The following is a 22,172-nucleotide window of genomic DNA, read 5'->3' as shown; positions in this document are numbered from 1 at the left end:
TTTTCTTTCACCTCTGGCTTTTCAAGCACATTCGGCTCCTCTGTCACCTTTGGTTCTTCCGGTTTTTCTTCTTTCAACTCTTCTGTTGTTTCCAACTTACCTTCTTCTTCTACTTCTGTTGCTTCCTGTATCTTTATATTCGTAATATCATATCCATTAACTTTCGATTGATATCCCGCTACTGGATGCTCGTTTACTGTGTACGTATAGGCATTACCGTCATTATCATATGCAGGTATATTTGCAAATGTATAATTCCAATCTTTTGCTGCTGTCACGTCTTGTGTCTGGATTACGTCACCATTTTTCAGTAAGTCTACTTGAATCGTGCTCGGACGATCTGTTGCATTGTTGTCATTCCAAGTCTTCGTTCCTGAAATGGATGTCGTTTTCACCTTATTTGGAATCATCAACTTTACACCTTTTTGAGCAGTTGCATCAACTGTAAAGTCGAATTTTTTTTGAGGATCAAAATCCACATATTTTGGAGCTTTAATCTCTGTTACATAGTAATTTCCTGGTTCTAAATTAGAAATTTCAACAATACCTTCTGCACCCGTTGTATACGTATCGCCAATTTGTTCACCCGATTCCTTATACAACTTAAACGTAACATCTGAGATGAATTTTGTATTATCTCCTTCAATGTGCTTCACAATTCTTAGCGTACCTTTAGGTGGTAAATCACCTTGTGCACCGCCACCTGCGTTTATATTTTTAACCCATGCATTCTTTGAAACAGTTACTGGCGGCTGATTTAAAATCTGGTAATCAATTGTATAATCATTATAAAACTCATCTTGATTCATTCCGCTATCAGTTATAATCGAGCTATATCGAATACTGATATCCTTACCATTTACCTGATCCTTATAACCTCTAAGGGAAAAAGAGTTACCGTTAAGCGTAATCGTACCATAACCTTGATCGATAAATTGTTGCGGAGTTACACCCGTATTTCCGACTATTATAATAAATCCTTCCTGCTTCAGCGTTTGACCTGATTGTAAAGTATCAGTCAAAACAATATCAGCACCTAACTGTTCCTTGTTACTACTAGTGTTTACATTCAACTCCCATTTCACCTCATTGGGAGCGTCTGGGTAAATTTCACCTGTTTTGTAGATAAATGATGACGGACCCGTCGATTCTGTGGGTCCTTTAATTGTTACCCTTTGAGTTGCTAAACTTGTGCCTAAATTTGTATCAACTGGTATGGTTTGATTCATTCCTACATTACTAGTTGCTTTAAATTCAAAATACAAATAACCTCTAATATTTTGAAGTTTCTCAACCATATCATTAAATGCACATACCACATTCTTTGATGTTACTTGGCAAGTACCAAAGCTAACACCTGTATCATTCTGTAAATCAATCTTTTTACTATATCCTGCTAATTCTGCCGGTAGCGTTAATGTTACTGTGTCTCCAGCCTTCATTTGATTTCCAGATTTATCACTAAAATCTACTCTTATTCCCGATCGTTCTCCATAATTTAATTCCGTTTTGTTGAATGTAAAACTATCAACAAATCCTGTTGTGTTTAATTCTTGTGCATGCCCTATGATAGGTGTAAAAACTTGTCCAATAATAACAGTAAAAATAAAACAGATTACAGATATTCTTTTTAAATATGTACTCATAAAGCCTCCAATTCTAATTCTCACATTTTTCTGTTGTGGAATCTTTCCCACCTTAAAAAAGGTTACAACTAAAGAATATTTGCAGCATCAAACTATCTTTAATCATGCAAAACAAAGCAGTAAACAACACGATTCATTAACCATATTGTTCCTTTCTACTTCTTGTTTTCCGCAGCCAACAATAAATATTAGTACTAATAAAAATACATTACAAGACTGTTTATTTACATATTAATTTGTTACTATATTCATGCTACCAAAATATACTAAATGACCAATTCCCTCATAAGGTCATCTGAAGACTGATCATTTTCATCTTTCAAATATTATCCATTATCATTCTCCCCTAATAACTTTTTCCACTAGTACTGAAGCACGAACATATTTCGAAATTACACACCTATATTTACTATTTTAATATTCCTCCCCCACTTCAAAACTCAACCTATTTAAAACGGATTATATGGTTTTAAAATCAAACCATTAAAAAATGTATTCTAATATAATAATAGGAAGGAATTATAAATAGAAGGTACATACAAATTTTTCAGCTTGCTATCTCCTCATTTTTAATAATTTCACAATAATAAGGCTACCTTTCCTTATTAAGAAAGATAGCCTTATTTGTATAGACAACTGTTCTACTCCCTATTTCTTCGCACCTTTTAACGACTCTCTCAGCACAAATTTTTGCAACTTCCCGCTCGCATTACGAGGCAGTTCATCCACAAATAAATAGTGACGTGGACGTTTATAGTCTGCTAATTCATCACTTTCTTTACAATATATTTCCAAATCTTCTTCTGTAATCGCTTCATCTTTCTTTACAACAACAGCCACGACACGCTCTCCCCATAGTTCATCTGGCTCACCAAGTACTGCAACATCTAATACACCAGGGTGACTATGAAGAAAATCTTCAATTTCGCGAGGATAAATATTTACGCCACCGCTAATTACCATATCATCAACGCGGTCTGCAACGAATAAATAGCCGTCTTTATCGAAGTATCCTAAATCACCAGAATGATACCAGCCTTTATACATCGATTTTGCATTTGCTTCTTCTCGATTATGATAACCAGCCATCATAGTTGGACCGCGCAAAATAATTTCCCCTACTTCATAAGGAGGCAACGTATCATCTGGCTCTGCTGGTCCATCTTCGTTCGGTTTCACAATTCGAATTTCATGGCTAAAGCACGGCGTTCCTGCTGAACCAGCTTTCGTAATTTGATCCTCTTCTACGAGAAACGCAACAACTGGTCCCATTTCTGTCATTCCGTAAATTTGAACAAGATCAATATAAAGGCGCTCTTTACATTCCTTCACTAGCGCCGGTGCCATTGCAGCTCCGCCGTATACACCGATTTTCATTGAAGTTAAATCATACTTAGTTAGATCTTTTTGCAGTAACATATTCCACATCGTCGGTGCTGCAAAAAACGTCGTAATCTTCTCTTCTTGAATGGTATGTAATACTCTATCCGTATCAAAATGATGTAAAATAACATTCTTTCCGCCAACTTGAATGCGCGGTATGATTCCAGCATTTAACTCGCCGCAATGATATAAAGGTGCTACCACAAGCCCGGCGCTATCCCTGTTATATTTTATGAAATACGTACAAATCATACTATGCTCAGCCATATCACGATGGCGATGTAGTACACCTTTTGGATGACCAGTCGTACCGCTCGTATAAAGCATAGAACAAAAATCCACTTCATCGACTACAATATCTACTTTCTCAGCTGATGCTTCATTTACTTTTTCATGGTAAGAACTAGCATAGGAAGGTGCATCGTCTTCCACGTACCAAAAAGACGAATTTGGAAAATCTCGTTCAATCATAGTAACTGTTGATTCGACTGCTTTTTCAAAGACGACTACTTTCGAGGCTGCATCTTGGAGGATATACGATAATTCTTTTGCTTTTAAGCGGAAATTAATCGGATTGAAGATCGCGCCAATTTTCGCACAGGCTAAGTAAACGTTTACAAATTCACGACAGTTATATAGGTAAACAGATACACAATCTCCCTTTCTTACTCCTTCTTTCAATAGAGCTTGCGCCGTTTTATTTATTTGCTCATCCCACTGTTTATATGTCCAACGAATATTTTTTTCTGGTTCTACTAACGCCTCTTTATTCGGATACTTGCCAACTGTCAAATCAAAAATTCTCCCTATCGTCATGTACATGCCAACAATTTCCCCCTTTTCTCTTTCATAAATCTATCATTTCGTCTATAAGTAGACATTGTCCTCTAATAATTTGACTAATTTTCCTGATTATTATCGACATAGTTTTACATATGGACCGTTTGATGGTAAATGAAATTATATCGGCGATTTTTTGAATATATCGAACGCAACTCAATTTATATCAGCTATTTTTCGAATATATCGACTTACCGACAAAAACTGACACTATAAAAAGAGGCTGTTCCAAATCGGAACAACCTCCTTCTTCTTACACGAATAGCTCTTCTAAAATTTTCAGTTTATCTTCTGTATATTTCACGAAGCCATCGTTATATGATTTTGGATCTTTCGGATTCGCAAAGTGTGTAATTGCTCCTGTTTGTGGGTGAACAAATTTACTTGATGCCCCGCAACCAAGTCCGATAATCGATTGTACTTCTTCCATAATAACAATATTGTAGATACTTTCTTGCGTCGGTATTGCATACCCAACGTTTTCTAAGTTACCTAAAATATTTTTTTGACGATATAAATAGTATGGCACGTAATTATGGTTCTTCGTCCACTCTTCCGCCTCATGCATCATCGCAGTAATTTCTTCGCGACCTGCTACTTTATATTTACGTTTGTTTTGCGTCATTTCAGAAGCACGTTTAAATGATAACGTATGAACTGTTAACGATTCTGGCATTAACTTTTCTGTTTCATCTAACGTATGCTTAAAGATGTCTAATCCTTCACCAGGAAGACCAATAATTAAATCCATATTAATATTGTTCATTCCCATTTCACGTGCTAAATGATACTTCTCAATCGTTTCTTCTACAGTGTGATGACGTCCAATTGCTTTTAGTGTTTCTTGGTGGTATGACTGCGGATTAATACTAATACGGTCAATATTCCATTTATTTAACACTTCTAGCTTTGCTGGTGTGATTGTATCTGGGCGACCTGCCTCAACTGTTACTTCACGTACATCTTTCACATCAGGGAAAGCTTGGTACATTTCTTCATACAACATATCCATCTCTTCTGCTGTAATACTCGTTGGTGTACCGCCGCCGTAATAAATCGTCGTAACTGTAACACCTTTTTCTTTTAAAAATTTACCAATTTCACGAACTTCATAATGTAACCCGCCTAAGAACGAATCAACTGATCCTTGACGTCCGTTAATTGCATAAGCCGGGAACGTACAGTACGCACATTTTGTAGGACAAAACGGAATACCGATGTAAATACTTACTTCTTCTTTCAAGCGGTATAAATCTGGAACAACCGCTAATTGGCAATCAACAATACGCTGAAGAAGTTCAATTTTCTCTTCATGAATTAAATAACTTTCACGAAGTTCTTTATGCGCTTCTTCTTTTGACATACCATTTTGAAGCAGTTTGTGAAGAAGTTTCGTTGGGCGTACCCCAGTTAATATTCCCCAGCTCTGTTCAAGTCCAGTTAGCTGTTGAAGTACAGAAAGATATACGTAAGAAACAACATGTTTCACTTGCTTCATACGTTCTTTTTCTTCTGTGAAAGCAGATAAATCTTTCGCGAATGTTTCTTCATACACATTTCCGGTTGCAACATCTGTTAAACGAGCCGATGCTGTCACATTACCTTCTATCTGTATATCAACGATAAGATTTGCTTCTTCTTTCTCAAACCCTATCGTGCTCTCTTCAAAAAATAAACCGCCAATATTTTGTAGCGGACGTAAAAAACGATCATCTTGTAACGTTTTAATTGAAATTAACAACATTATCACCTTTTCATTTGCAAACTCTCTTTAGTTTACTTGAAGGGCGTTTGAAGGTCAATACAGAAGGTTTTACCTTATTTCAATATTACATTTACAACATACTGAATATTGATTTTTCATAAACATCTCCTAGTTGTATAGACATTATAATATGCCCTTGTTACAATCTAAAACGTATTAGTACTAACTACTAGTTTAAATACATATAAAGGAGGCCTGTTAACACGAGATTAAAAACCTAACGTGTTAAAACAACTATGAAAAAAAAGTTTTACAACATTTTAGCACTCTCTCTTGCACTACAAACTTTTGTAGCACCTACTTATTCATTCGCAGAAAATGTAGAGAAAACCACGGAATTATCTACTGATGAACAAGCTTTAAAAAGCATTGAAGAATATGCAAAAAAACATCGACATGATGAAGAGAGTCACCTTGAAATAAATGGTGAATATCTTCTCCATTTATCAAAAAAACTTCCACTATACGACTCGAATAATTTACAGAACAAAACAAATATTGAAGTTACCGAACAAGTCGTAAAGGCGACAAAGAAAAAAGATAATGCATATTATGTACAAACTGCATCTAGTTCTGGCTGGATCAATAATGATGATAATAGTTTAGAAGTACAAGAGATTCATAAACTCTCTAACAAAAAATTAATTATAAAGGAAGAGAGTTTTACATATTCACTTCCTTTCGAATCATTTAAAGAAGAGAACAAAGTACAACCACAAACACTCACTCCTATCGAACAGTCCGGGAATTGGTTTAAAATTCAATTAAACGAAACATCAAAATGGATTTACGCACCTTCAGCTAAATTTGAAGGTACGAAAGCATCATTATTCGAAAATCAGGGTTCAACGGAAAATAAAAATCTATATAGAACTCCCGCAAATTTATATACAAACAATATTTATGGTGTGACATTTAAAGAAATGATTGTCCCAAAAGGTAATGAAAACATTCGACCTGGATACGCAATGGATCCAAAATACATTACAATTCATGAAACTGCTAATACGAGCAAAGGTGCTAACGCTTTAAATCACGCAAAGTACTTAGATAGTCAAGCACGTGGAAACACTGATCGCTCAGCATCTTGGCACTTTACAGTAGATGATAAAGAAATTTATCAGCACCTTCCATTAAATGAAGTTGGATGGCATGCTGGAAATAAAGCTGGAAATTATGAATCTATTGGAATTGAAATTGCTGTAAACAGCGATGGCGATTATGCTAAAGCGGTAGAAAACGCCCGCAAATTAGCTGCGTATTTAATGAATGAACTAAATATCTCACTAGATCACGTTCAAAAGCACCAATTTTGGAGCGGAAAAAACTGTCCTGCATTTATGATTCAACGCGGACAATGGGATGCTTTCTTAAAGGGAACAAACGCTTACTATAATGAACATCATACAAATAAAGAAGATATCCCTGGAGAAGTTACGCATGAAAAAGACGACATTACAGGTGGCTGGTATGAACAAGACATTCGCCAACTAGCAGCTAAAAAAATTATGTTCGGTGACGGCAATGGTTCTTATTGGCCAAATCGCCTTGTAACACGTGCGGAGTTTGCAAATTTAATGTCGCGCTCTTTAAAATTACCTGGTGGAAATTCTAAATTTACGGACTTAAACGAAGCACATCCGTCTTTAGTAGATGGCATTAACCGTGCCGCTAGCGCAGGTATAATTAATGGTCGTGGGAATAATAAATTTGATCCAAATGCTACAATAACACGTGATGAAGCTGTTATTATGATTGACCGTGCACTAGATTACTACTGGATTTATACAAAAGAAGTGAAATTACCATTCACTGACCAGGACTTAGCATACGATAAAAAAGCATTACAAAACGTTTATGCATATGGAATTGTAAAAGGTAACGAGCGAAACGAGTTTGTACCAAAAGGCACAGCAACACGTGGTGAAGCTGCGGCATTTTTAAATAGAATGCTGAAAGTAATCGAAGCATAAAAAAAGAAAAGAAACGTAGCGAAAATGCTACGTTTTTCTTTCATCGTTTCGGTGTATGTTTATGATTCTTTAAAAAAGGAAGCGGGAATTGCTTACGAAAATGCTCTTTAATCATGTACTCTACGCCGTTCTCAGTATTAGAACGTGTAATCCAGTCTGCGGCTTGCTTTAATTCTACAGGAGCGTTCCCCATCGCTACCCCAAGCCCAACATTTTCAATTACCTCTAAGTCTTCTACGCTATCTCCGATCGCAACCATTTCACTAAGGTTAATATTTAAATGCTCCCCAAGTAATTGTAAACCACGTAGTTTTGATACATTTTGAGGGAGAATTTCTATATGTCTTTCATCACACTCGACGTACTCTACATCTTGAAATGCCTTTTTTAACGTATTCATCCCTCTTTCTTTTTCACCTTTCGTATGGAAAACAATATCAATTTTTGGCGCAGCTACTGGATGATCACGCAGTGCATCCCCTAGCGAATCTACAAATTGAACTGGATAAAATAACGGATCTGCGCTTGATAATACAGTACGCGCAATTAAGTTTGGTGTATTTCTCTCACGATTCCCAATTGAATATCGTTCATGAGAAATGCGAACATTACAATCAAAATGCTCTAACACTTGCACAATATTAAAGGTTTTCTCTTCAGATAATCTCCTTTGAGCGAACGGCTTATCTAACGATGCTGAAACGAAAGCACCGCCATGCGTAACTAATATAGAATCTAATTTTAACGCCTTCGCTATTTTATGAGCAGATTGAAAATTACGATTCGTAAATAATGTAACGTATACATCTTTTCTTTTCACAAAGTCAATTGTTTCTCGTATCCCTTTTGCGATTTTTCCGTTGTTGTATAGTAGTGTCCCATCTATATTAAGAGCTAGTAAGCGATAAATCATGTCGCACTCCCCCTCTTCGCTGTTGTACTCTATCCATAATTTATGAAATAAATGTAGTAAATAGAACGAGTTAGAATTACTACTGAAAATTTGGTTTACTATATACATATACAACTGGCAAAGGAGATAGTACAATGCAGGCACCTTCTTCTTTTTATGAAGGCGATACGTTAGAGGTCGCAAAGAAGTTACTCGGACATAAACTCGTTCATATTGTAGACGGCATAAAGCGGAGCGGAATTATTGTAGAAGTAGAAGCATACAAAGGTCCAGATGATAAGGCCGCTCATAGTTACGGAGGCAGACGGACTGATCGAACAGAAGTAATGTTCGGTGCACCCGGACATGCTTACGTATATTTAATTTACGGCATGTATCATTGCTTTAACGTAATTACAGCACCAATCGGCACCCCGCAAGGAGTTCTCATTCGTGCCCTTGAACCTGTAGATGGAATCGAAGACATGAAACTAGCGCGCTACAACAAAACTGACATTACGAAAGCTCAGTATAAAAACTTAACAAATGGACCTGGAAAACTATGCCGCGCACTCGGAATCACTTTAGAAGAACGCGGGGTATCATTACAAAGTGATACGTTACATATTGAGCTAGTTCCGGAAGAAGAACATTTATCATCCACACATAACATAATAGCTGGCCCTCGTATTAATATTGATTACGCAGAAGAAGCCATTCACTACCCATGGCGGTTTTATTATGAAAAGCATCCGTTTGTTTCAAAATAAAGAAGCTATCCTATAAGTAAGTGAAACCAACTTATAGGGTAGCTCTTTTTTCGTAATTCATCACACGTCGAAAAGCCGAAATCCGGGATCGGATTTCGGTTTTGTTTCTATAAAAGAAACCGTTGTTCCTCCAACATTGCCAAATACAGCTCATCTCCAAAGAGAAAATCTTAAAAGCATTATTTTTTTAATGCATAATAATTATCTAAATTGAATTTCGACAGAACGAAAGTTCCTGTTGGCGTTAAAAGTTGTGACATAGATTGTATGACATGCGGTAATTTCGCTGGCTCAATGGGATGTGATAACAAAATGTACTGAAATTTTTCATCTGTAAATACCTCATGTAACTTGTCATACTCAGCAGAAGTTGTAGGAGCTACCCTATTTGCAAGAGCTGCTGCTTTTTCATTAATTTCTGCTCCAAATATGGAAACTGCTCGATAACGCCTTTTCATTTCTAATAAAGTTGCACCACATCCAGCTCCTATATGAAGAATATTCACTTGATCAGGCGCAAATCGATCTACAATTGCTAGTAAATCATAATGAATGTATAAACTTTCACTATAAAATCCCCATTTTTCATACAATTTTATATTATTTGCATGTAAAACTACAGAAAATTTCATACTATCTTCTTTCCATGAGACACTTCCGTAGTGATGAATAAATGTATCTTTACATAAATACAGTTTATATCCTTTTTCAAACATTCTTAGTGACAAATCATCATCTTCATAATTCCCCGGTGTAAATCGTTCATCTAATAATCCAACTTCATCTAACACTGATTTTTTTATAAGCATACAGAATCCGATTAATTTCATACGTTCTTCCCATTTATTTTTATCACTTTGATTATATAAAGTTGCAAACTTCTGCATTCCTTCAATATCTTTATAAAAGGTTGGTATAGCAGTATAGTAAGCGGCATTATTAGTTATGGGCCCTACCGCTCCAGCATCCTTACTTTCATATAAACACCGAATTAAGTTGCTTAGCCAATTTTCAGTTACGACCACATCATTATTCAATAATAGAATATTGTCACCTTTTGCCTCTTTAATTCCCTGATTGCATCCCTTTGGAAAACCCATATTCTCCGCATTTTCCACTAGCATAATATCCGATTGTTTTTGTAACCATTCTACAGTACCATCTGTTGATGCATTATCCACAACTATTAACTCATACTCTTGTTCCACTGTATAAGTTCTAATACTTTGGATGCATTCTTTTGTATATTGTAATTGATTATGAGTCAATATAATTATACTTGTGAGCATGAATCAAACTCCTCTCAGCAGCCAAAATGATTATCTAGTATTATTAAATATTATTTTTCCGATAAACTATCAAAATATTTTCTATTATATTCAATGCTTGGATTATTAGGTATGAACTGTGCAGCTTGTTCGTTATGATAAATTGCCTTTTCATATTCTTTTATTCGATCATAACAAATACATAGTTGAATATGCGGCAACCATGTATGACACTCTTCTCGGACAAACGGCGAATCCTTTGGTCGTGGCCCGTCAATTGCTGCATGGTACCAATATATCGCTTTAGAATATTCCCCTTGTTGCAAAAATACACGTCCTAAGTGGCAACAAAGTTCTCCTCTAGGCGTGTCATACGTAAATGATTGCAAACAAGACTGTATAGATTTTTTTAAGTCCCCCAATTCTAAATAACATTCGGCTCTTTTTAAACAAGCTTGAATGTTATCTTCAACCCAACCCTTTTCTTCATCTAAAAACCTAGAATACCCCTTAACAGCCTTATCAAATAATCTGTGATCCTTACATTCATTTGCATAATAGTACACATCGCGGGGGCTAAACTCTTTTCCACTCTCAAGATGTTTTTCATATATTTTCAAATTACGATTAGTATATGCTTTTTCTTTTTTATGACTTACCCCTACATCACTATTTATAAGATTTCCATACACCTCTAAATATTCATGAACAAATCCATACCATTGAAAATTTCTACTTCTGTTGACTAATCGATATCTCCTTAAAGAATGTGTTGGATTTCCTTCTATATCAAAAGTTAAATAATATTTCATAGATACTGCATCCGTACTACGATCTAACGTATGTTTTAACTGCAACAATTTCTTTATATCTTCCGTATCTATTATGTCATCTGCGTCTAGCCAAAGAATATATTCTTTTGTAGCTTTAGAAAACGCAAAATTTCGTGCCGCTGAAAAATCTTCAATCCATTGAAAATCATAAACTTTCGCGTCGTACTTCTTCACAATTTCTTTTGTACCATCTGTTGAACCTGTATCTACAATAATAATTTCATCCACAACACTTTTAACCGATTCTAAGCATTTTGATATAGTTTGTTCTTCATCTTTTACAATCATGCATAAACTAATAGTAATGGAGTTTTCCATCATATCCCCCCTATCCTTTTGATGTATATGTTTGGAGAGAAATTTATATTTCTTTTGCTTCAAAATTGAGTTTTCATTTTACAAAAGAAACATAATGAGGCGGTGCAGTGAAATTGGATAGGGGAATTTCACTCGAAGATTGCAAATCAATGAAAAAAACCGAAGCCTGAACAAGACTTCGGTTCTTTATATAGAGAATACATAATTTCGATTCCTTTTTACTCCGCACCTTCCGCGGTCGCAATATCATTCTCTAAGTTTTCTCTTGATAATTCAGCTGCCATAAAATCAGCTGTTTCAGGAAGTGCTAAATGCATATGAGCTTTTTGACAAATTTGGATCGTACAGTTTTCTACAACATAGTCGAAAACATGTCCGCCACCGCTTCTTTCATCATCAATGTAATGTAAGTGGAAACCAGCTACACCAATACCTTGCGCGTAATCTGGTGTCCAAAATCCAGCTAGCGTACCTTCTGTATCTTTAAATGAAAAGATCGGTTGTGATTTCGTCACTTCAACGAGCGGCGTATACGGTTTTTCTTGTCTTGGAACAGTTCTCGTTCTAACTTCACTGAACGTACCGTCCATTCGAATACCATAAAATAAGTTTTTACTTGGCATTAACTCATGTAATAATGCTTCCACTTCTTCACGATTCATCGGACGCTCTACCGTATAACTCATTTCTTTTTCAAAAAACGTTACAGTCGCAAAAGGTGTTGTTTCTTCCGGTTCTACTTTTTCCGCTGAACCGTCTGAACGTAAATGGTAAAACTCATTATCAAACGCAATCATTTCACCATCTAATTGATCAAATGTACCGATGCCAAAATCACCACGTTCTTTCAGTTCCTCAAAGTTAATAACACCATCGTATATACCATCTAATAGCGCAAGCATTGTAGATGTTTGATATACTTCATTACTCATTTTCGTTCTTTTTGCATCAATATCAATTAATTGCGCAACAGTCATCTCACTCATGCCCCCATCAGTTTAATTGGTTTGGTAATAATTTTTCGCTTAATTTAATGTTGTCACGGTAGTCAATTGGAATATCAATAATGACAGGACCTTCTGCTTCTAACGCTTCTCTCAATACACCTTCTAATTCGTCTGGTGTATTGACACGAAGACCTATTGCTCCAAAACTTTCTGCATATTTCACAAGATCAACATCGCCAAACTCTGTAGCTGATGTTCTACCGTATTTCATCATTTGTTGGAACGCAACCATATCATATGTACCGTCTCTCCAAACGAGATGTACAACCGGTGCATTTAAACGTACCGCTGTTTCTAATTCCATCGAAGAGAATAAGAAACCACCATCACCTGACACTGAAACAACTTTTTTACCCGGCTCAACTAAAGTAGCGGCAATTGCCCAAGGAAGTGCAACACCTAACGTTTGCATACCGTTACTAAATAATAGTCTACGTGGTTCATAAGAACGGAAACATCTCGCCATCCAAATAGAATGGGAACCGATGTCACATGTAACGGTTGTATCGTCACTAATTAAAGAACGAAGTGTACGAATGACTTGAAGTGGATGCGTAACACCTTCTGAAGCACGATTTGGAACTTCTGCTTGCTCTGATAATTTCGAGCGTAATCGTTCTAAAACTGCTTCTGATTTCGTATTTAATACAAGCTTCGGTAATTTCTCCGCAATGCTATTTACAGTTAAAGCGATATCTCCAATTAATTCACGCTCTGGTTGGTAATCATGGTCGATATCTGCTTGGTGATCATCAAGGTGAATAATTGTTCTATCGCCAAGTTTATTCCAGAATTTCGGATCATACTCAATTGGGTCATAGCCGATAGAAATAACAAGATCCGCTTCTTCTAGTAAAATATCACCTGGTTGGTTACGGAATAATCCAACGCGGCCGAAGAAATGATCTTCTAACTCACGTGAAATCGCGCCAGCTGCTTGATACGTTTCAACAACAGGAAGTTCTGTATCAGCAATTAACTCACGAACTGCTTTCGTTACTTCATTTGTGCTCGCTCTCATGCCGAGTAAAATAACTGGTAATTTCGCTGATTTTATTTTTTCTACTACATATGTAATTTCATTTGTGGGAGCGATTCCAAGCTGTGGCTTAGAAAGCGCACCGATAGATTCTACTGTCGTTTCCTCAGTCATAACGTCTTGCGGAAGACTTACAAGTGTTGCTCCTGGATTTGTAGAAGTAGCACTTCGAAATGCATTAGTAAGTGCTTCTGGTACATTATCAGGATGCTCGACTTCTACGCTATATTTAGTGATTGGTTCGAATAATGCAGCATTATCCATAGATTGATGCGTACGTTTTAATCGATCTGTACGCGGAACTGCACCAGCTAAAGCAACAACGGGATCACTCTCCGCATTCGCAGTAACAAGACCTGTCGCTAAATTTGATGTCCCTGGTCCTGAAGTTACAAGACATACGCCCGGTTTCCCTGTTAATCTACCAATAGCAGCTGCCATAAATGCTGCATTTTGTTCATGACGACAAACAATTAACTCTGGTCCTCTTTCTTGCAGTACATCAAATACAGAGTCAATCTTCGCTCCTGGAATACCGAAAACATGTGTAACACCCTGTTTAATTAAACAATCAACAACAAGATCTGCTCCTTTTGTTTTTGTTTTCACGTCGTTTGCTTTTACACCTGTACTCAAACTAATCATCCCTTTATTTCATAATGTGTGTAATAAAGATTTTTAATTTATATACTTCACCACATTAATTAACATGGTGTAATATATCTTGTTTATCATTATAGTACAAATGCATTATTTTTCCAACGATATGAATTTGACAGTTTTTTGACAACATCTAAGGAATACGCTTACAAACCTTTGTTTATCCTAAAATAATATTTTTATATCTCCTCTAAAAATGCACGAAAAAATTCCATCTAATCACAGTATTAATAAGATTATAGTACCTTGCAAAGAACACTACTAAATGATATATTTGTAAATATTGGAATACCCATTAATTGGAACGCGCTTTATAATTCGTATCCTCCCTTTTCAAAAGATAGGATTCTCAGCTTTAATTCATCATTTTATAAAGGAAAGTGATTGTTATGAAGAAAAATGAATTTTTGGAACAACTTAGTTCTTCCCTGCGGAATATGCCTAATGTAGAAAAGAAAGATATTATCCCAGAGTACGAAACTCATTTTATCAGTGGTAAACAAGATGGGAAATCTGAAGAAGAAGTTGCTAGAAAACTAGGAAACCCTAAAACGATCGCGAAAGAGCTTAATGTTTCCTATGCAATACATAACGCTGATAATAAACGAAGCTTTAAAAATATGATAACCGCACTATTTTCTGTTATGAGTTTAAGTGTTTTAAACTTTACCTTTATCATTATCGCCTTTTTCGTACTACTCTTTTTATTACCGATTCTTCTAGCACTTATCATTGCTACTCCATTTTTAATCATTTCACCTATTTTATTAATAGCGTTAGGATTTTTTAAAGGGTTTCATCAAATCAGTTATTCCGATGTTTACAATGTGTTCATCGCTTTTTGCAGCGGTTTACTCATATCCGTCATATCTTACCAAATGGTAAAACATCTATACGCAACTTTAGTAAAGTATTTGAAATGGAATATAGCTATTTTACAAAGATAATAATGAATATAAAAGGAGATTAAAATGAAGAAGTATACTTTATATCTACTCATGTTACTTACAATTTTATTTCTATCAGCTTGTTCAAACAGTGCACAACCTAAGGCAGAAAACGATGTGCAATCTATTAAAGATGTAACGATAAAAATTCCAGAAACTATATTCACTTCCTCAAAAAAGAATGAAACGATTAACGAAGACGAAATGAAACAAAATATAAAAATTTATTTAGATTATAGCGGAGAGTTAGACGAAAACATCGTTCCACTTTCATCATCTATGTCTGACGAGAATGTCACGGAATCCGACCGAGAGAAATTAAAGCAACTAGTAGATTTAGCGCAACAAAATGATGCGAATTTCCATGATTTTATTAGTAACAATACGATCCCTGATGATTACAAAAAACCTTCGAAAGAAATGTATGAATTCATTTCAGCATCTACGGCACTTTCAGTAGAACTAGAGCACGAATTAGACAAAATCGCGCAAGATGGTAACTTATTCAAAACCGATTTTTCTTTTACAAAACGCTTTGAGAAAGTTAATGGTAGGAAGCAAAAAGAAATTGAAAAGTTTTTGAAAGAAAAAAATATTAGAACTGAGTATTTCAACAAGTAATGATATATGTAAAAGAGAAATTGAAAGATACATCATATATCCCCTTCAAAACAGTCACTAACACATGGCTATTTCGGCGGGGATTTTTTTGTGGAAGGACTATCAAATTCCCCACAAAAAAAACGCCCCCATACTAGGAGCGTCTTCCATCATTACGCTTGTTGCGCGTTATATAATTCTTCAAGTGGCTTCATGATAATTTTGTTAACGTCAGTGATAACGATGTTTAAACGTTGCTCAGTTTCCATTAACTTTGTAATTTTAGCATCTTGTTGAATGCGAGCTACAACTTCTTGTGCTTTTTGGTTATCTTCTTCAGTGATTTCTTGACCTTGCATCATTTTTTGTTGTAGGCCAAGTTGCATTGTACGGAACTCATCGAATAAGTTCTTTGACTCTGCATCTCCTTGTACTGCTGCGTAGCTTGCTTTTAAAGTTTGGAAATCTTCGTTTTCAGCGATTGTTTTTTGTAATTCATATGCAACATCATGAATGTTTTTTGTCATTTTATTTTTCCTCCTTTAGAAGGCTAGCGCTTTTCGCTCGCACTGCCTTTTAAGTGCATTTACATACGCACCTCTTCTTACCATATCAAACTATGCAAGAGATGTGAAGAAATTTCACTTTTATTTCTATGTATTCGCTTTTATTACCTAAGGAACAGAAGTAACACCCCTTGCACGAGTCCGATCATTCCTCCTAATAATGCCCCTAAATACGTAATCATTTTCAATTCATTTTTCGTTATGGACAGAACTAGGTCTTCTAATCTCTCCGTTGAAAATGTAGAAACTTCTTGCTGGACAATTTCCGCAAGGTGTAGATTGTTTAGTATGCTCTCTACATTTTCTGTTCCCCACTTCAAGCCTTTCGTTACTGCACTTGGGACGATCTTTTCTATGATTGTTTCTCGGACCGGTTCACATACTTGCTGAACAGACTGATTTAAAAATTTACTCACTGTTTCCTCTACTTTAACTGCTGACAGTATGGATTTCACAATCATTTCTTTCTCTACAAACGTCTCTAATTCTTTTACATCTCTTCCTTTTAACTTTTCCCACTCTTTTTGCAGTACATCAGTTAAAAGCTTTTTCGTGCCATCTTGTCCTAAAAACTTAATGACTTCTGGCTGTACTCGATCCACTAAACTGACATTCCCTAAAAACATTCCGACTAAGTTAAGTAGCGTTCCCCTAGAAGCAAAGAAATCATCAATCATTTTTGAAAGACGACCTTTCCCTTCTTCACTTTCAAAAAAGCGAATTCCTCGATCTAAAATAAACGCCGATACATTCGGAATCGTATTCTCTACTTTTTCATGTATAGAATGAGGTAACGCCTGTTCCCATGTATATGTATAGTACTCTGCTAAAAATGCATGAATTTTTTCTGTAATAACATGTTCGATTTTTTGAGTCGCCTCTTCTTCTACATGTTCTAAATTCCATTTTTCTAACATATCCCGTAACGACTGTTCATTTGTAATTACTTTATCAACTTCCACTTGTGTCCAGCGAATTAAACTGGTTTGAAACTCTTTATTTGTTAGTTTTTTTCCGATTCCTTCTGGTGTTAACAAATGGTCTACAACCATTTTACCTAATTGAACAGCAAGCTCATCGCGGCGCTTCGGAATTAATCCTGGCGTAAATGGAACCTGAAACTTCCCAATATAAATCGGACGATGAGGACGAAATAACATTTTTATCGCTAAATGATTTGTGTATCCTCCAATAATTGCCCCGAGCCCTGTCGTTATTAACATATTTAACCATATATTCATCACAATCAACCTTTCACTTCTCCAAAACTATAGCATATCATCATACGGACAAAAGTATAATGGTATAAAAACGTATTTGCAATATATAGCTTCGCCTATAATGCAAACATCTTATTACTAAAGGAGTGATTTCGTTGGTTCTTGGTCTTTTAACTTCCGGGCTCCATCACGAGCAAATGTATTACACCGAAATCGCTAAGCGAGCTCGTCTTTATCATAACATCGTTGCCCAATTCACACCGTTTAGCATTGATTCAAAGACAGATCTTGTTTCTGGTCTTATTTACGATACAGATACAGGAAATTGGATAGATCAAACCTTTCCCATTCCTTCATATATATATGATCGTTGTCATTTCAAAGAGGATGAGGAATTCCAACAAGCAAATGCGATTATTCATTCATTACACAAACGTTCTTCCACTACTTTTTTAAACAACACACTTATTAACCCAAGCGATTTACACAATCTTTTTCTTACTAATAAACGTCTTTCCCCTTACGTACCAAAAATAATAAAAGGAACAGTACAAGGAATTTTTAAATTACTACTAGAAACAAGAGATATTATTATAAGACCAATCAATATACACTCCAATGAAAATTTATATCGGGCCACTTACAAAAATAAAACATTTCATATCGATACAATAAATGAACAACATCATACTTCTACTCAATTCAAACGAACAGATAAATTTATATCATGGTGCAAATCGAACATACACTCATTCCGTTATATGATTCATCCAATGTTACAACCTCCAAATCAACTATCATATCCGATTCATATTCGAACCATTATGCAAAAAAATAAAGAACAGAATTGGAAAGTGCTCGGTCAATTTATACAAAAATCTTCATTCCCAGCACAATTTTTACTTTCAGCAACAGAACGTTCTATGTTACATCCATTTTCTAAAATTAAATATTTACTTTCTCCAACTGGCGTTCAATTATTAAAAGATGCTTTACATGATGTTGTAAATGAAGTGTTTAAAACACTCGATCAGTCCTATTCTTCATTATTTGAACTAGAGCTTTCTACCATTATGGATCAAAAAGGTGCCATTTGGCTTATGTACGTCAATACGATGCCATCTTACGATGTTTATACTAGGTACAACGACGAACTGGCTGAACAAATTTTTCATGGTCCATTAAAGTTTAGCCGATTTACACCATAACGAAAGGAGGAAATCCCCGTTGAAAGAGCACATATATACATTAAGTATTTCAGATGAGCATCCAAATAGTATTACTTTACCTTACGTTTTTTCTATTACACCACCAATTACATCCTTTTTCTTTGGCTTACGTTATATTACATGTGAGAATATTAAAATTCATTATTCATTCACGCGAGAAATTATTATTGGCGAACAGATTGCAGCCGATCTTTTACTACCGCATTCAGCAACAATCCATGCCTTTTTACACAATCAAACCATTGTTTTCGGCCCATTAATCGGGATTTTCACAACTGGCTTTAACGATGATTCTAATTCTCCTTTAGGAAGTCGTTCCATCTCTCTCAGTGAGTTATTAACACCACCATTCACATTGCAGCCATTTGTATTTGTCTTTGGCATTCAACATATAAACTGGGAAGAGGAAACAATTGAAGGGTACTTCTTTCAAGAAGGAAAATGGGTAAAAAACAAAGTCCCTTTACCAAATGTCATTTACGACCGATTACCAAATCGGCAAGCAGAAAATTACAAACCTATCGTAAGAGCAAAAAAACGTTTAGAAAGCGACTATGGGATTCCGTGGTTTAATCCGGGATTTTTCAATAAATGGGAAGTGCATCAACTTTTAATGAAAGAAGATTCAATCAAACCATTCTTACCAAATACAGAAGTATTTCAACATTTTGAACAAGTAGAACGCTTTCTTGGCACGTATAAATCTGTTTACATGAAACCGATACACGGTAGCTTCGGGAGAAACATTCATCAAATATTTTACTCTCAAACAGAGAATTGCTACTATTGTCGTTACCGTGAAAATGAACAAAACAAACTAAGAAAGTATCAATCATTAGAAGCCCTTCTTAACCATGTGTTAAAAGGACATGATTTAAAAAAGTTTATCGTACAACAAGGTATCTCACTGCTCCGCTTCGAAGGGCAACCCGTCGATTTTCGCATTCATACAAATAAAAACCATTTTGGTAATTGGGTAGTCAGTGCAATCGTCGCAAAAATCGCCGGCAAAGGTAGCTTAACAACTCATGTAAATAGCGGCGGTGATACGAAATTACTTCAGGAACTATTTCCTGATTCAACAAAGCAAGTTCAAATTGAAAATAAACTAAAACAAACAGCCTTACAAATCAGTTATGCACTTGATGGGCAAGTAACCGGGAACATTGGAGAAATTGGTTTTGACATTGGTTTAGACACCACGGAAAACCCGTGGCTATTTGAAGCAAATTCTAAACCGGGGCGAACTGTATTCCAAGATGAAAAGTTAAAAGAACAAAGTGAACTTACGCGCCAATTATTTTATGAATATGCCATCTATTTAACTGAACACTCTTTGCGCGACACGAAAGAAAAAAAGTCACAAATAAAATCAGGTCCTTCGTCACATACCGAAAACATCCCTTCCCCTATGATTAACTCACAAATACAAAAACAAAAACTTCCACCTCCTTCATAAGGTGGAAGTTTTTTATTTAAACGAGCTTCACTACAACTTCTGTTTCCACATTACATACTCCGCAATAAAAAACATGATTGCAATACTCCTGTGAATTATTATGTGTTAAACCGTCTACTGCACTTAATAATTCTTGATCCATATATGCACTGTAATCGTCTATGTAATCTACAGTTTTCCCATAATCTTGGAGTATACCTTGGCAATTTTGACAAGAATATGTTTGTGATTCTAGCGCGTTGCAAAGCGGGCAAATTCCCATCATGATTCCTCCAGACGTTATCGTTTAAAAACAATTAAAAAACCCTTTTTTTAGATTAAAGAGAGCATCTAGCCGTGCATAGACGCGGTCAGTTCCTTTTTCTGCCCTACCCTGGGTTAAAACAGAACTATGCAGTTGCTCCCGATTTAATTTTCATTTTACTAAACTGGAATTTGTCTCACTTTAACAAATCATAAGTTAAGTAAGCCAAGCTGGTTATACAAAGAAAAAAACGCATATGATTTCGCTCTTAGTTTAGCCTTCTTTCTTAAAAATACAACGATTACTCTTATTTCATAATTTACGAAATGATGAAATGTTTTTTACAAAATTTACAAATTATTTTTTTGTATATCTTTCTAGGTAACATCCATACTATGAGTACAAACTTAATTACCGATGGATTAGCGCCAAACGGGGCGATAATCTGGTTCAAATCCAGCTAGTCCAACCAAAAAAACTTTTATAACTCTAAGGAGGATATATTCCTATGGCAAACCAAAATTCTTCAAATCAATTAGTAGTACCAGGTGCAACAGCAGCAATCGATCAAATGAAGTACGAAATCGCTCAAGAATTTGGTGTACAATTAGGAGCAGATTCTACGGCTCGCGCTAACGGTTCTGTTGGTGGAGAAATTACAAAACGTTTAGTTGCAATGGCTGAGCAAAGCCTTGGCGGATTCCAAAAATAAATATATATGGCAAAAAGGTCTCAAGGCATATGCCTTGAGACCTTCCTTAATTTATTGCAACATTTGTAAAAACTTCTTCGTTCGTTCTTCTTTTGGATTTGTAAATACATCTTCCGGTGTACCTTGTTCGACAACGACACCGCCATCCATGAAAATAACACGGTTCGCAATTTGATGAGCAAAGCGCATTTCATGCGTTACAATGACCATCGTCATTCCTTCTTTAGCAAGTTCTTTCATAACCTTTAAAACTTCTTGAACTAGCTCAGGATCAAGTGCTGACGTTGGCTCATCAAATAGTAAAACTTCCGGCTCCATCGCAAGCGCACGAGCGATTCCAACGCGCTGTTGTTGTCCACCTGATAATTGGAACGGATATAAGTCTACTTTATCCGCAAGACCAACTTTTTCAAGGAAATAGTTTGCTTTTTTCTTCGCTTCTTCTTTCCCCATCTTTTTCACTGTAACGAGCCCTTCCATTACATTGTGAATTGCTGTTAAATGAGGAAATAGATTATGGTGTTGGAATACCATACCTGTTTGCGTACGAAGATTTACAATATCTTTCTTCGATACTTTTTGAGAGAAATCGAGCTCTTTATTGCCGATGCGAATGTTACCAGCGTTCGGTGTTTCTAACACATTGAGGCAACGCAAGAATGTCGTTTTACCAGATCCAGATGGCCCGATAATAACAACCACTTCGCCCTTCTCAACTGATAAGTCTATATGTTTTAATACGGTATTATCTCCGAAACTTTTTTGTAAATGTTGAATTGAAATCATAAAAACAAAAACTCC

At 35.8% G+C, this 22,172-nt stretch carries 19 protein-coding genes; 7 read left to right on the top strand and 12 right to left on the bottom strand.

Annotation, left to right across the window (positions count from 1 at the left end):
- From SB773_RS23050 to SB773_RS23040, 3 genes are all read right to left on the bottom strand, one after another.
- A partial coding sequence (locus tag SB773_RS23050; protein WP_410592383.1) for a Cna B-type domain-containing protein occupies positions 1-1,646 on the bottom strand: 1,646 nt, incomplete at its 3' end.
- Positions 1,647-2,294: 648 nt separating this feature from the next.
- Positions 2,295-3,851, bottom strand: a complete 1,557-nt coding sequence (locus tag SB773_RS23045) for a fatty acid--CoA ligase (RefSeq protein WP_410592381.1) — start codon at positions 3,849-3,851, stop codon at positions 2,295-2,297.
- A gap of 271 nt (positions 3,852-4,122) precedes the next feature.
- Positions 4,123-5,613, bottom strand: a complete 1,491-nt coding sequence (locus tag SB773_RS23040) for a coproporphyrinogen III oxidase (protein WP_002010930.1) — start codon at positions 5,611-5,613, stop codon at positions 4,123-4,125.
- A 257-nt stretch (positions 5,614-5,870) separates the two neighbouring features.
- Here SB773_RS23040 and SB773_RS23035 point away from each other — a divergent pair, with 257 nt between their 5' ends.
- The gene (locus tag SB773_RS23035; RefSeq protein WP_410592378.1) at positions 5,871-7,607 is read left to right on the top strand and encodes an S-layer homology domain-containing protein; all 1,737 of its coding nucleotides are present in this window, start codon (positions 5,871-5,873) and stop codon (positions 7,605-7,607) included.
- 40 nt (positions 7,608-7,647) lie between these two features.
- Here SB773_RS23035 and SB773_RS23030 read toward each other — a convergent pair whose 3' ends face one another.
- A complete protein-coding gene (locus SB773_RS23030) occupies positions 7,648-8,520 on the bottom strand; it encodes a Cof-type HAD-IIB family hydrolase (protein ID WP_000640394.1) in 873 nt (290 codons plus the stop codon).
- A 134-nt stretch (positions 8,521-8,654) separates the two neighbouring features.
- On the opposite strand from SB773_RS23030, the gene SB773_RS23025 reads away from it, so the two are divergent.
- Entirely contained in the window at positions 8,655-9,269 is a 615-nt protein-coding gene (locus tag SB773_RS23025) for a DNA-3-methyladenine glycosylase (RefSeq protein ID WP_410592375.1), read from the top strand.
- Between the two features lie 179 nt (positions 9,270-9,448).
- Here SB773_RS23025 and SB773_RS23020 read toward each other — a convergent pair whose 3' ends face one another.
- The 4 genes from SB773_RS23020 to alsS form a co-directional block, all read right to left on the bottom strand.
- Positions 9,449-10,558, bottom strand: coding sequence for a glycosyltransferase (locus SB773_RS23020; RefSeq protein ID WP_410592373.1), 1,110 nt, complete (start codon positions 10,556-10,558; stop codon positions 9,449-9,451).
- A 50-nt stretch (positions 10,559-10,608) separates the two neighbouring features.
- The gene (locus tag SB773_RS23015; protein ID WP_088035261.1) at positions 10,609-11,688 is read right to left on the bottom strand and encodes a tetratricopeptide repeat-containing glycosyltransferase family 2 protein; all 1,080 of its coding nucleotides are present in this window, start codon (positions 11,686-11,688) and stop codon (positions 10,609-10,611) included.
- A gap of 218 nt (positions 11,689-11,906) precedes the next feature.
- On the bottom strand, positions 11,907-12,665 hold the full coding sequence (gene alsD / locus SB773_RS23010) for an alpha-acetolactate decarboxylase (RefSeq protein ID WP_410592370.1): 759 nt from the start codon (positions 12,663-12,665) through the stop codon (positions 11,907-11,909).
- Positions 12,666-12,681: 16 nt separating this feature from the next.
- Complete coding sequence (alsS, locus tag SB773_RS23005) at positions 12,682-14,370, bottom strand: acetolactate synthase AlsS (protein WP_410592368.1); 1,689 nt, start codon at positions 14,368-14,370, stop codon at positions 12,682-12,684.
- 413 nt (positions 14,371-14,783) lie between these two features.
- Here alsS and SB773_RS23000 point away from each other — a divergent pair, with 413 nt between their 5' ends.
- Entirely contained in the window at positions 14,784-15,341 is a 558-nt protein-coding gene (locus SB773_RS23000) for an HAAS signaling domain-containing protein (protein WP_410592366.1), read from the top strand.
- A 24-nt stretch (positions 15,342-15,365) separates the two neighbouring features.
- Positions 15,366-15,962, top strand: a complete 597-nt coding sequence (locus SB773_RS22995; RefSeq protein ID WP_410592364.1) for an NDxxF motif lipoprotein — start codon at positions 15,366-15,368, stop codon at positions 15,960-15,962.
- A 152-nt stretch (positions 15,963-16,114) separates the two neighbouring features.
- Here SB773_RS22995 and SB773_RS22990 read toward each other — a convergent pair whose 3' ends face one another.
- Both SB773_RS22990 and SB773_RS22985 read right to left on the bottom strand, forming a co-directional pair.
- A complete protein-coding gene (locus SB773_RS22990) occupies positions 16,115-16,468 on the bottom strand; it encodes a YlbF/YmcA family competence regulator (protein WP_128855687.1) in 354 nt (117 codons plus the stop codon).
- 143 nt (positions 16,469-16,611) lie between these two features.
- The gene (locus SB773_RS22985) at positions 16,612-17,757 is read right to left on the bottom strand and encodes a DUF445 domain-containing protein (protein ID WP_289403151.1); all 1,146 of its coding nucleotides are present in this window, start codon (positions 17,755-17,757) and stop codon (positions 16,612-16,614) included.
- A 125-nt stretch (positions 17,758-17,882) separates the two neighbouring features.
- On the opposite strand from SB773_RS22985, the gene SB773_RS22980 reads away from it, so the two are divergent.
- Positions 17,883-18,935 (top strand): YheC/YheD family protein, encoded by a 1,053-nt coding sequence (locus tag SB773_RS22980; protein WP_410592360.1) that lies wholly within the window; start codon positions 17,883-17,885, stop codon positions 18,933-18,935.
- A 19-nt stretch (positions 18,936-18,954) separates the two neighbouring features.
- Positions 18,955-20,415, top strand: a complete 1,461-nt coding sequence (locus SB773_RS22975) for a YheC/YheD family endospore coat-associated protein (RefSeq protein WP_410592358.1) — start codon at positions 18,955-18,957, stop codon at positions 20,413-20,415.
- 16 nt (positions 20,416-20,431) lie between these two features.
- Here SB773_RS22975 and SB773_RS22970 read toward each other — a convergent pair whose 3' ends face one another.
- A complete protein-coding gene (locus SB773_RS22970; RefSeq protein WP_002087367.1) occupies positions 20,432-20,677 on the bottom strand; it encodes a hypothetical protein in 246 nt (81 codons plus the stop codon).
- Positions 20,678-21,167: 490 nt separating this feature from the next.
- On the opposite strand from SB773_RS22970, the gene sasP reads away from it, so the two are divergent.
- Positions 21,168-21,371, top strand: a complete 204-nt coding sequence (gene sasP, locus SB773_RS22965; RefSeq protein WP_000013339.1) for a small acid-soluble spore protein, SasP family — start codon at positions 21,168-21,170, stop codon at positions 21,369-21,371.
- A gap of 51 nt (positions 21,372-21,422) precedes the next feature.
- Here sasP and SB773_RS22960 read toward each other — a convergent pair whose 3' ends face one another.
- Positions 21,423-22,157: an amino acid ABC transporter ATP-binding protein gene (locus tag SB773_RS22960; RefSeq protein WP_002010843.1), complete on the bottom strand. Its 735-nt coding sequence runs from the start codon at positions 22,155-22,157 to the stop codon at positions 21,423-21,425.
- Between the last annotated feature and the right edge of the window lie 15 nt (positions 22,158-22,172).

Source organism: Bacillus sp. SIMBA_074, from assembly GCF_046534555.1.
Taxonomy (GTDB): domain Bacteria; phylum Bacillota; class Bacilli; order Bacillales; family Bacillaceae_G; genus Bacillus_A; species Bacillus_A mycoides.
This window is presented reverse-complemented; position numbering and strand designations above follow the sequence as displayed.

Excerpts from the sequence above, each read along its gene's own strand:
- SB773_RS23045 (WP_410592381.1), bottom strand. The coding sequence starts at position 3,851 with ATGTACATGACGATAGGGAGAATTTTTGATTTGACAGTTGGCAAGTAT.
- SB773_RS23040 (WP_002010930.1), bottom strand. The coding sequence starts at position 5,613 with ATGTTGTTAATTTCAATTAAAACGTTACAAGATGATCGTTTTTTACGT.
- SB773_RS23035 (WP_410592378.1), top strand. The coding sequence starts at position 5,871 with ATGAAAAAAAAGTTTTACAACATTTTAGCACTCTCTCTTGCACTACAA.
- SB773_RS23030 (WP_000640394.1), bottom strand. The coding sequence starts at position 8,520 with ATGATTTATCGCTTACTAGCTCTTAATATAGATGGGACACTACTATAC.
- SB773_RS23025 (WP_410592375.1), top strand. The coding sequence starts at position 8,655 with ATGCAGGCACCTTCTTCTTTTTATGAAGGCGATACGTTAGAGGTCGCA.
- SB773_RS23020 (WP_410592373.1), bottom strand. The coding sequence starts at position 10,558 with ATGCTCACAAGTATAATTATATTGACTCATAATCAATTACAATATACA.
- SB773_RS23015 (WP_088035261.1), bottom strand. The coding sequence starts at position 11,688 with ATGGAAAACTCCATTACTATTAGTTTATGCATGATTGTAAAAGATGAA.
- alsD (WP_410592370.1), bottom strand. The coding sequence starts at position 12,665 with ATGACTGTTGCGCAATTAATTGATATTGATGCAAAAAGAACGAAAATG.
- SB773_RS23000 (WP_410592366.1), top strand. The coding sequence starts at position 14,784 with ATGAAGAAAAATGAATTTTTGGAACAACTTAGTTCTTCCCTGCGGAAT.
- SB773_RS22995 (WP_410592364.1), top strand. The coding sequence starts at position 15,366 with ATGAAGAAGTATACTTTATATCTACTCATGTTACTTACAATTTTATTT.
- SB773_RS22990 (WP_128855687.1), bottom strand. The coding sequence starts at position 16,468 with ATGACAAAAAACATTCATGATGTTGCATATGAATTACAAAAAACAATC.
- SB773_RS22970 (WP_002087367.1), bottom strand. The coding sequence starts at position 20,677 with ATGGGAATTTGCCCGCTTTGCAACGCGCTAGAATCACAAACATATTCT.
- sasP (WP_000013339.1), top strand. The coding sequence starts at position 21,168 with ATGGCAAACCAAAATTCTTCAAATCAATTAGTAGTACCAGGTGCAACA.
- SB773_RS22960 (WP_002010843.1), bottom strand. The coding sequence starts at position 22,157 with ATGATTTCAATTCAACATTTACAAAAAAGTTTCGGAGATAATACCGTA.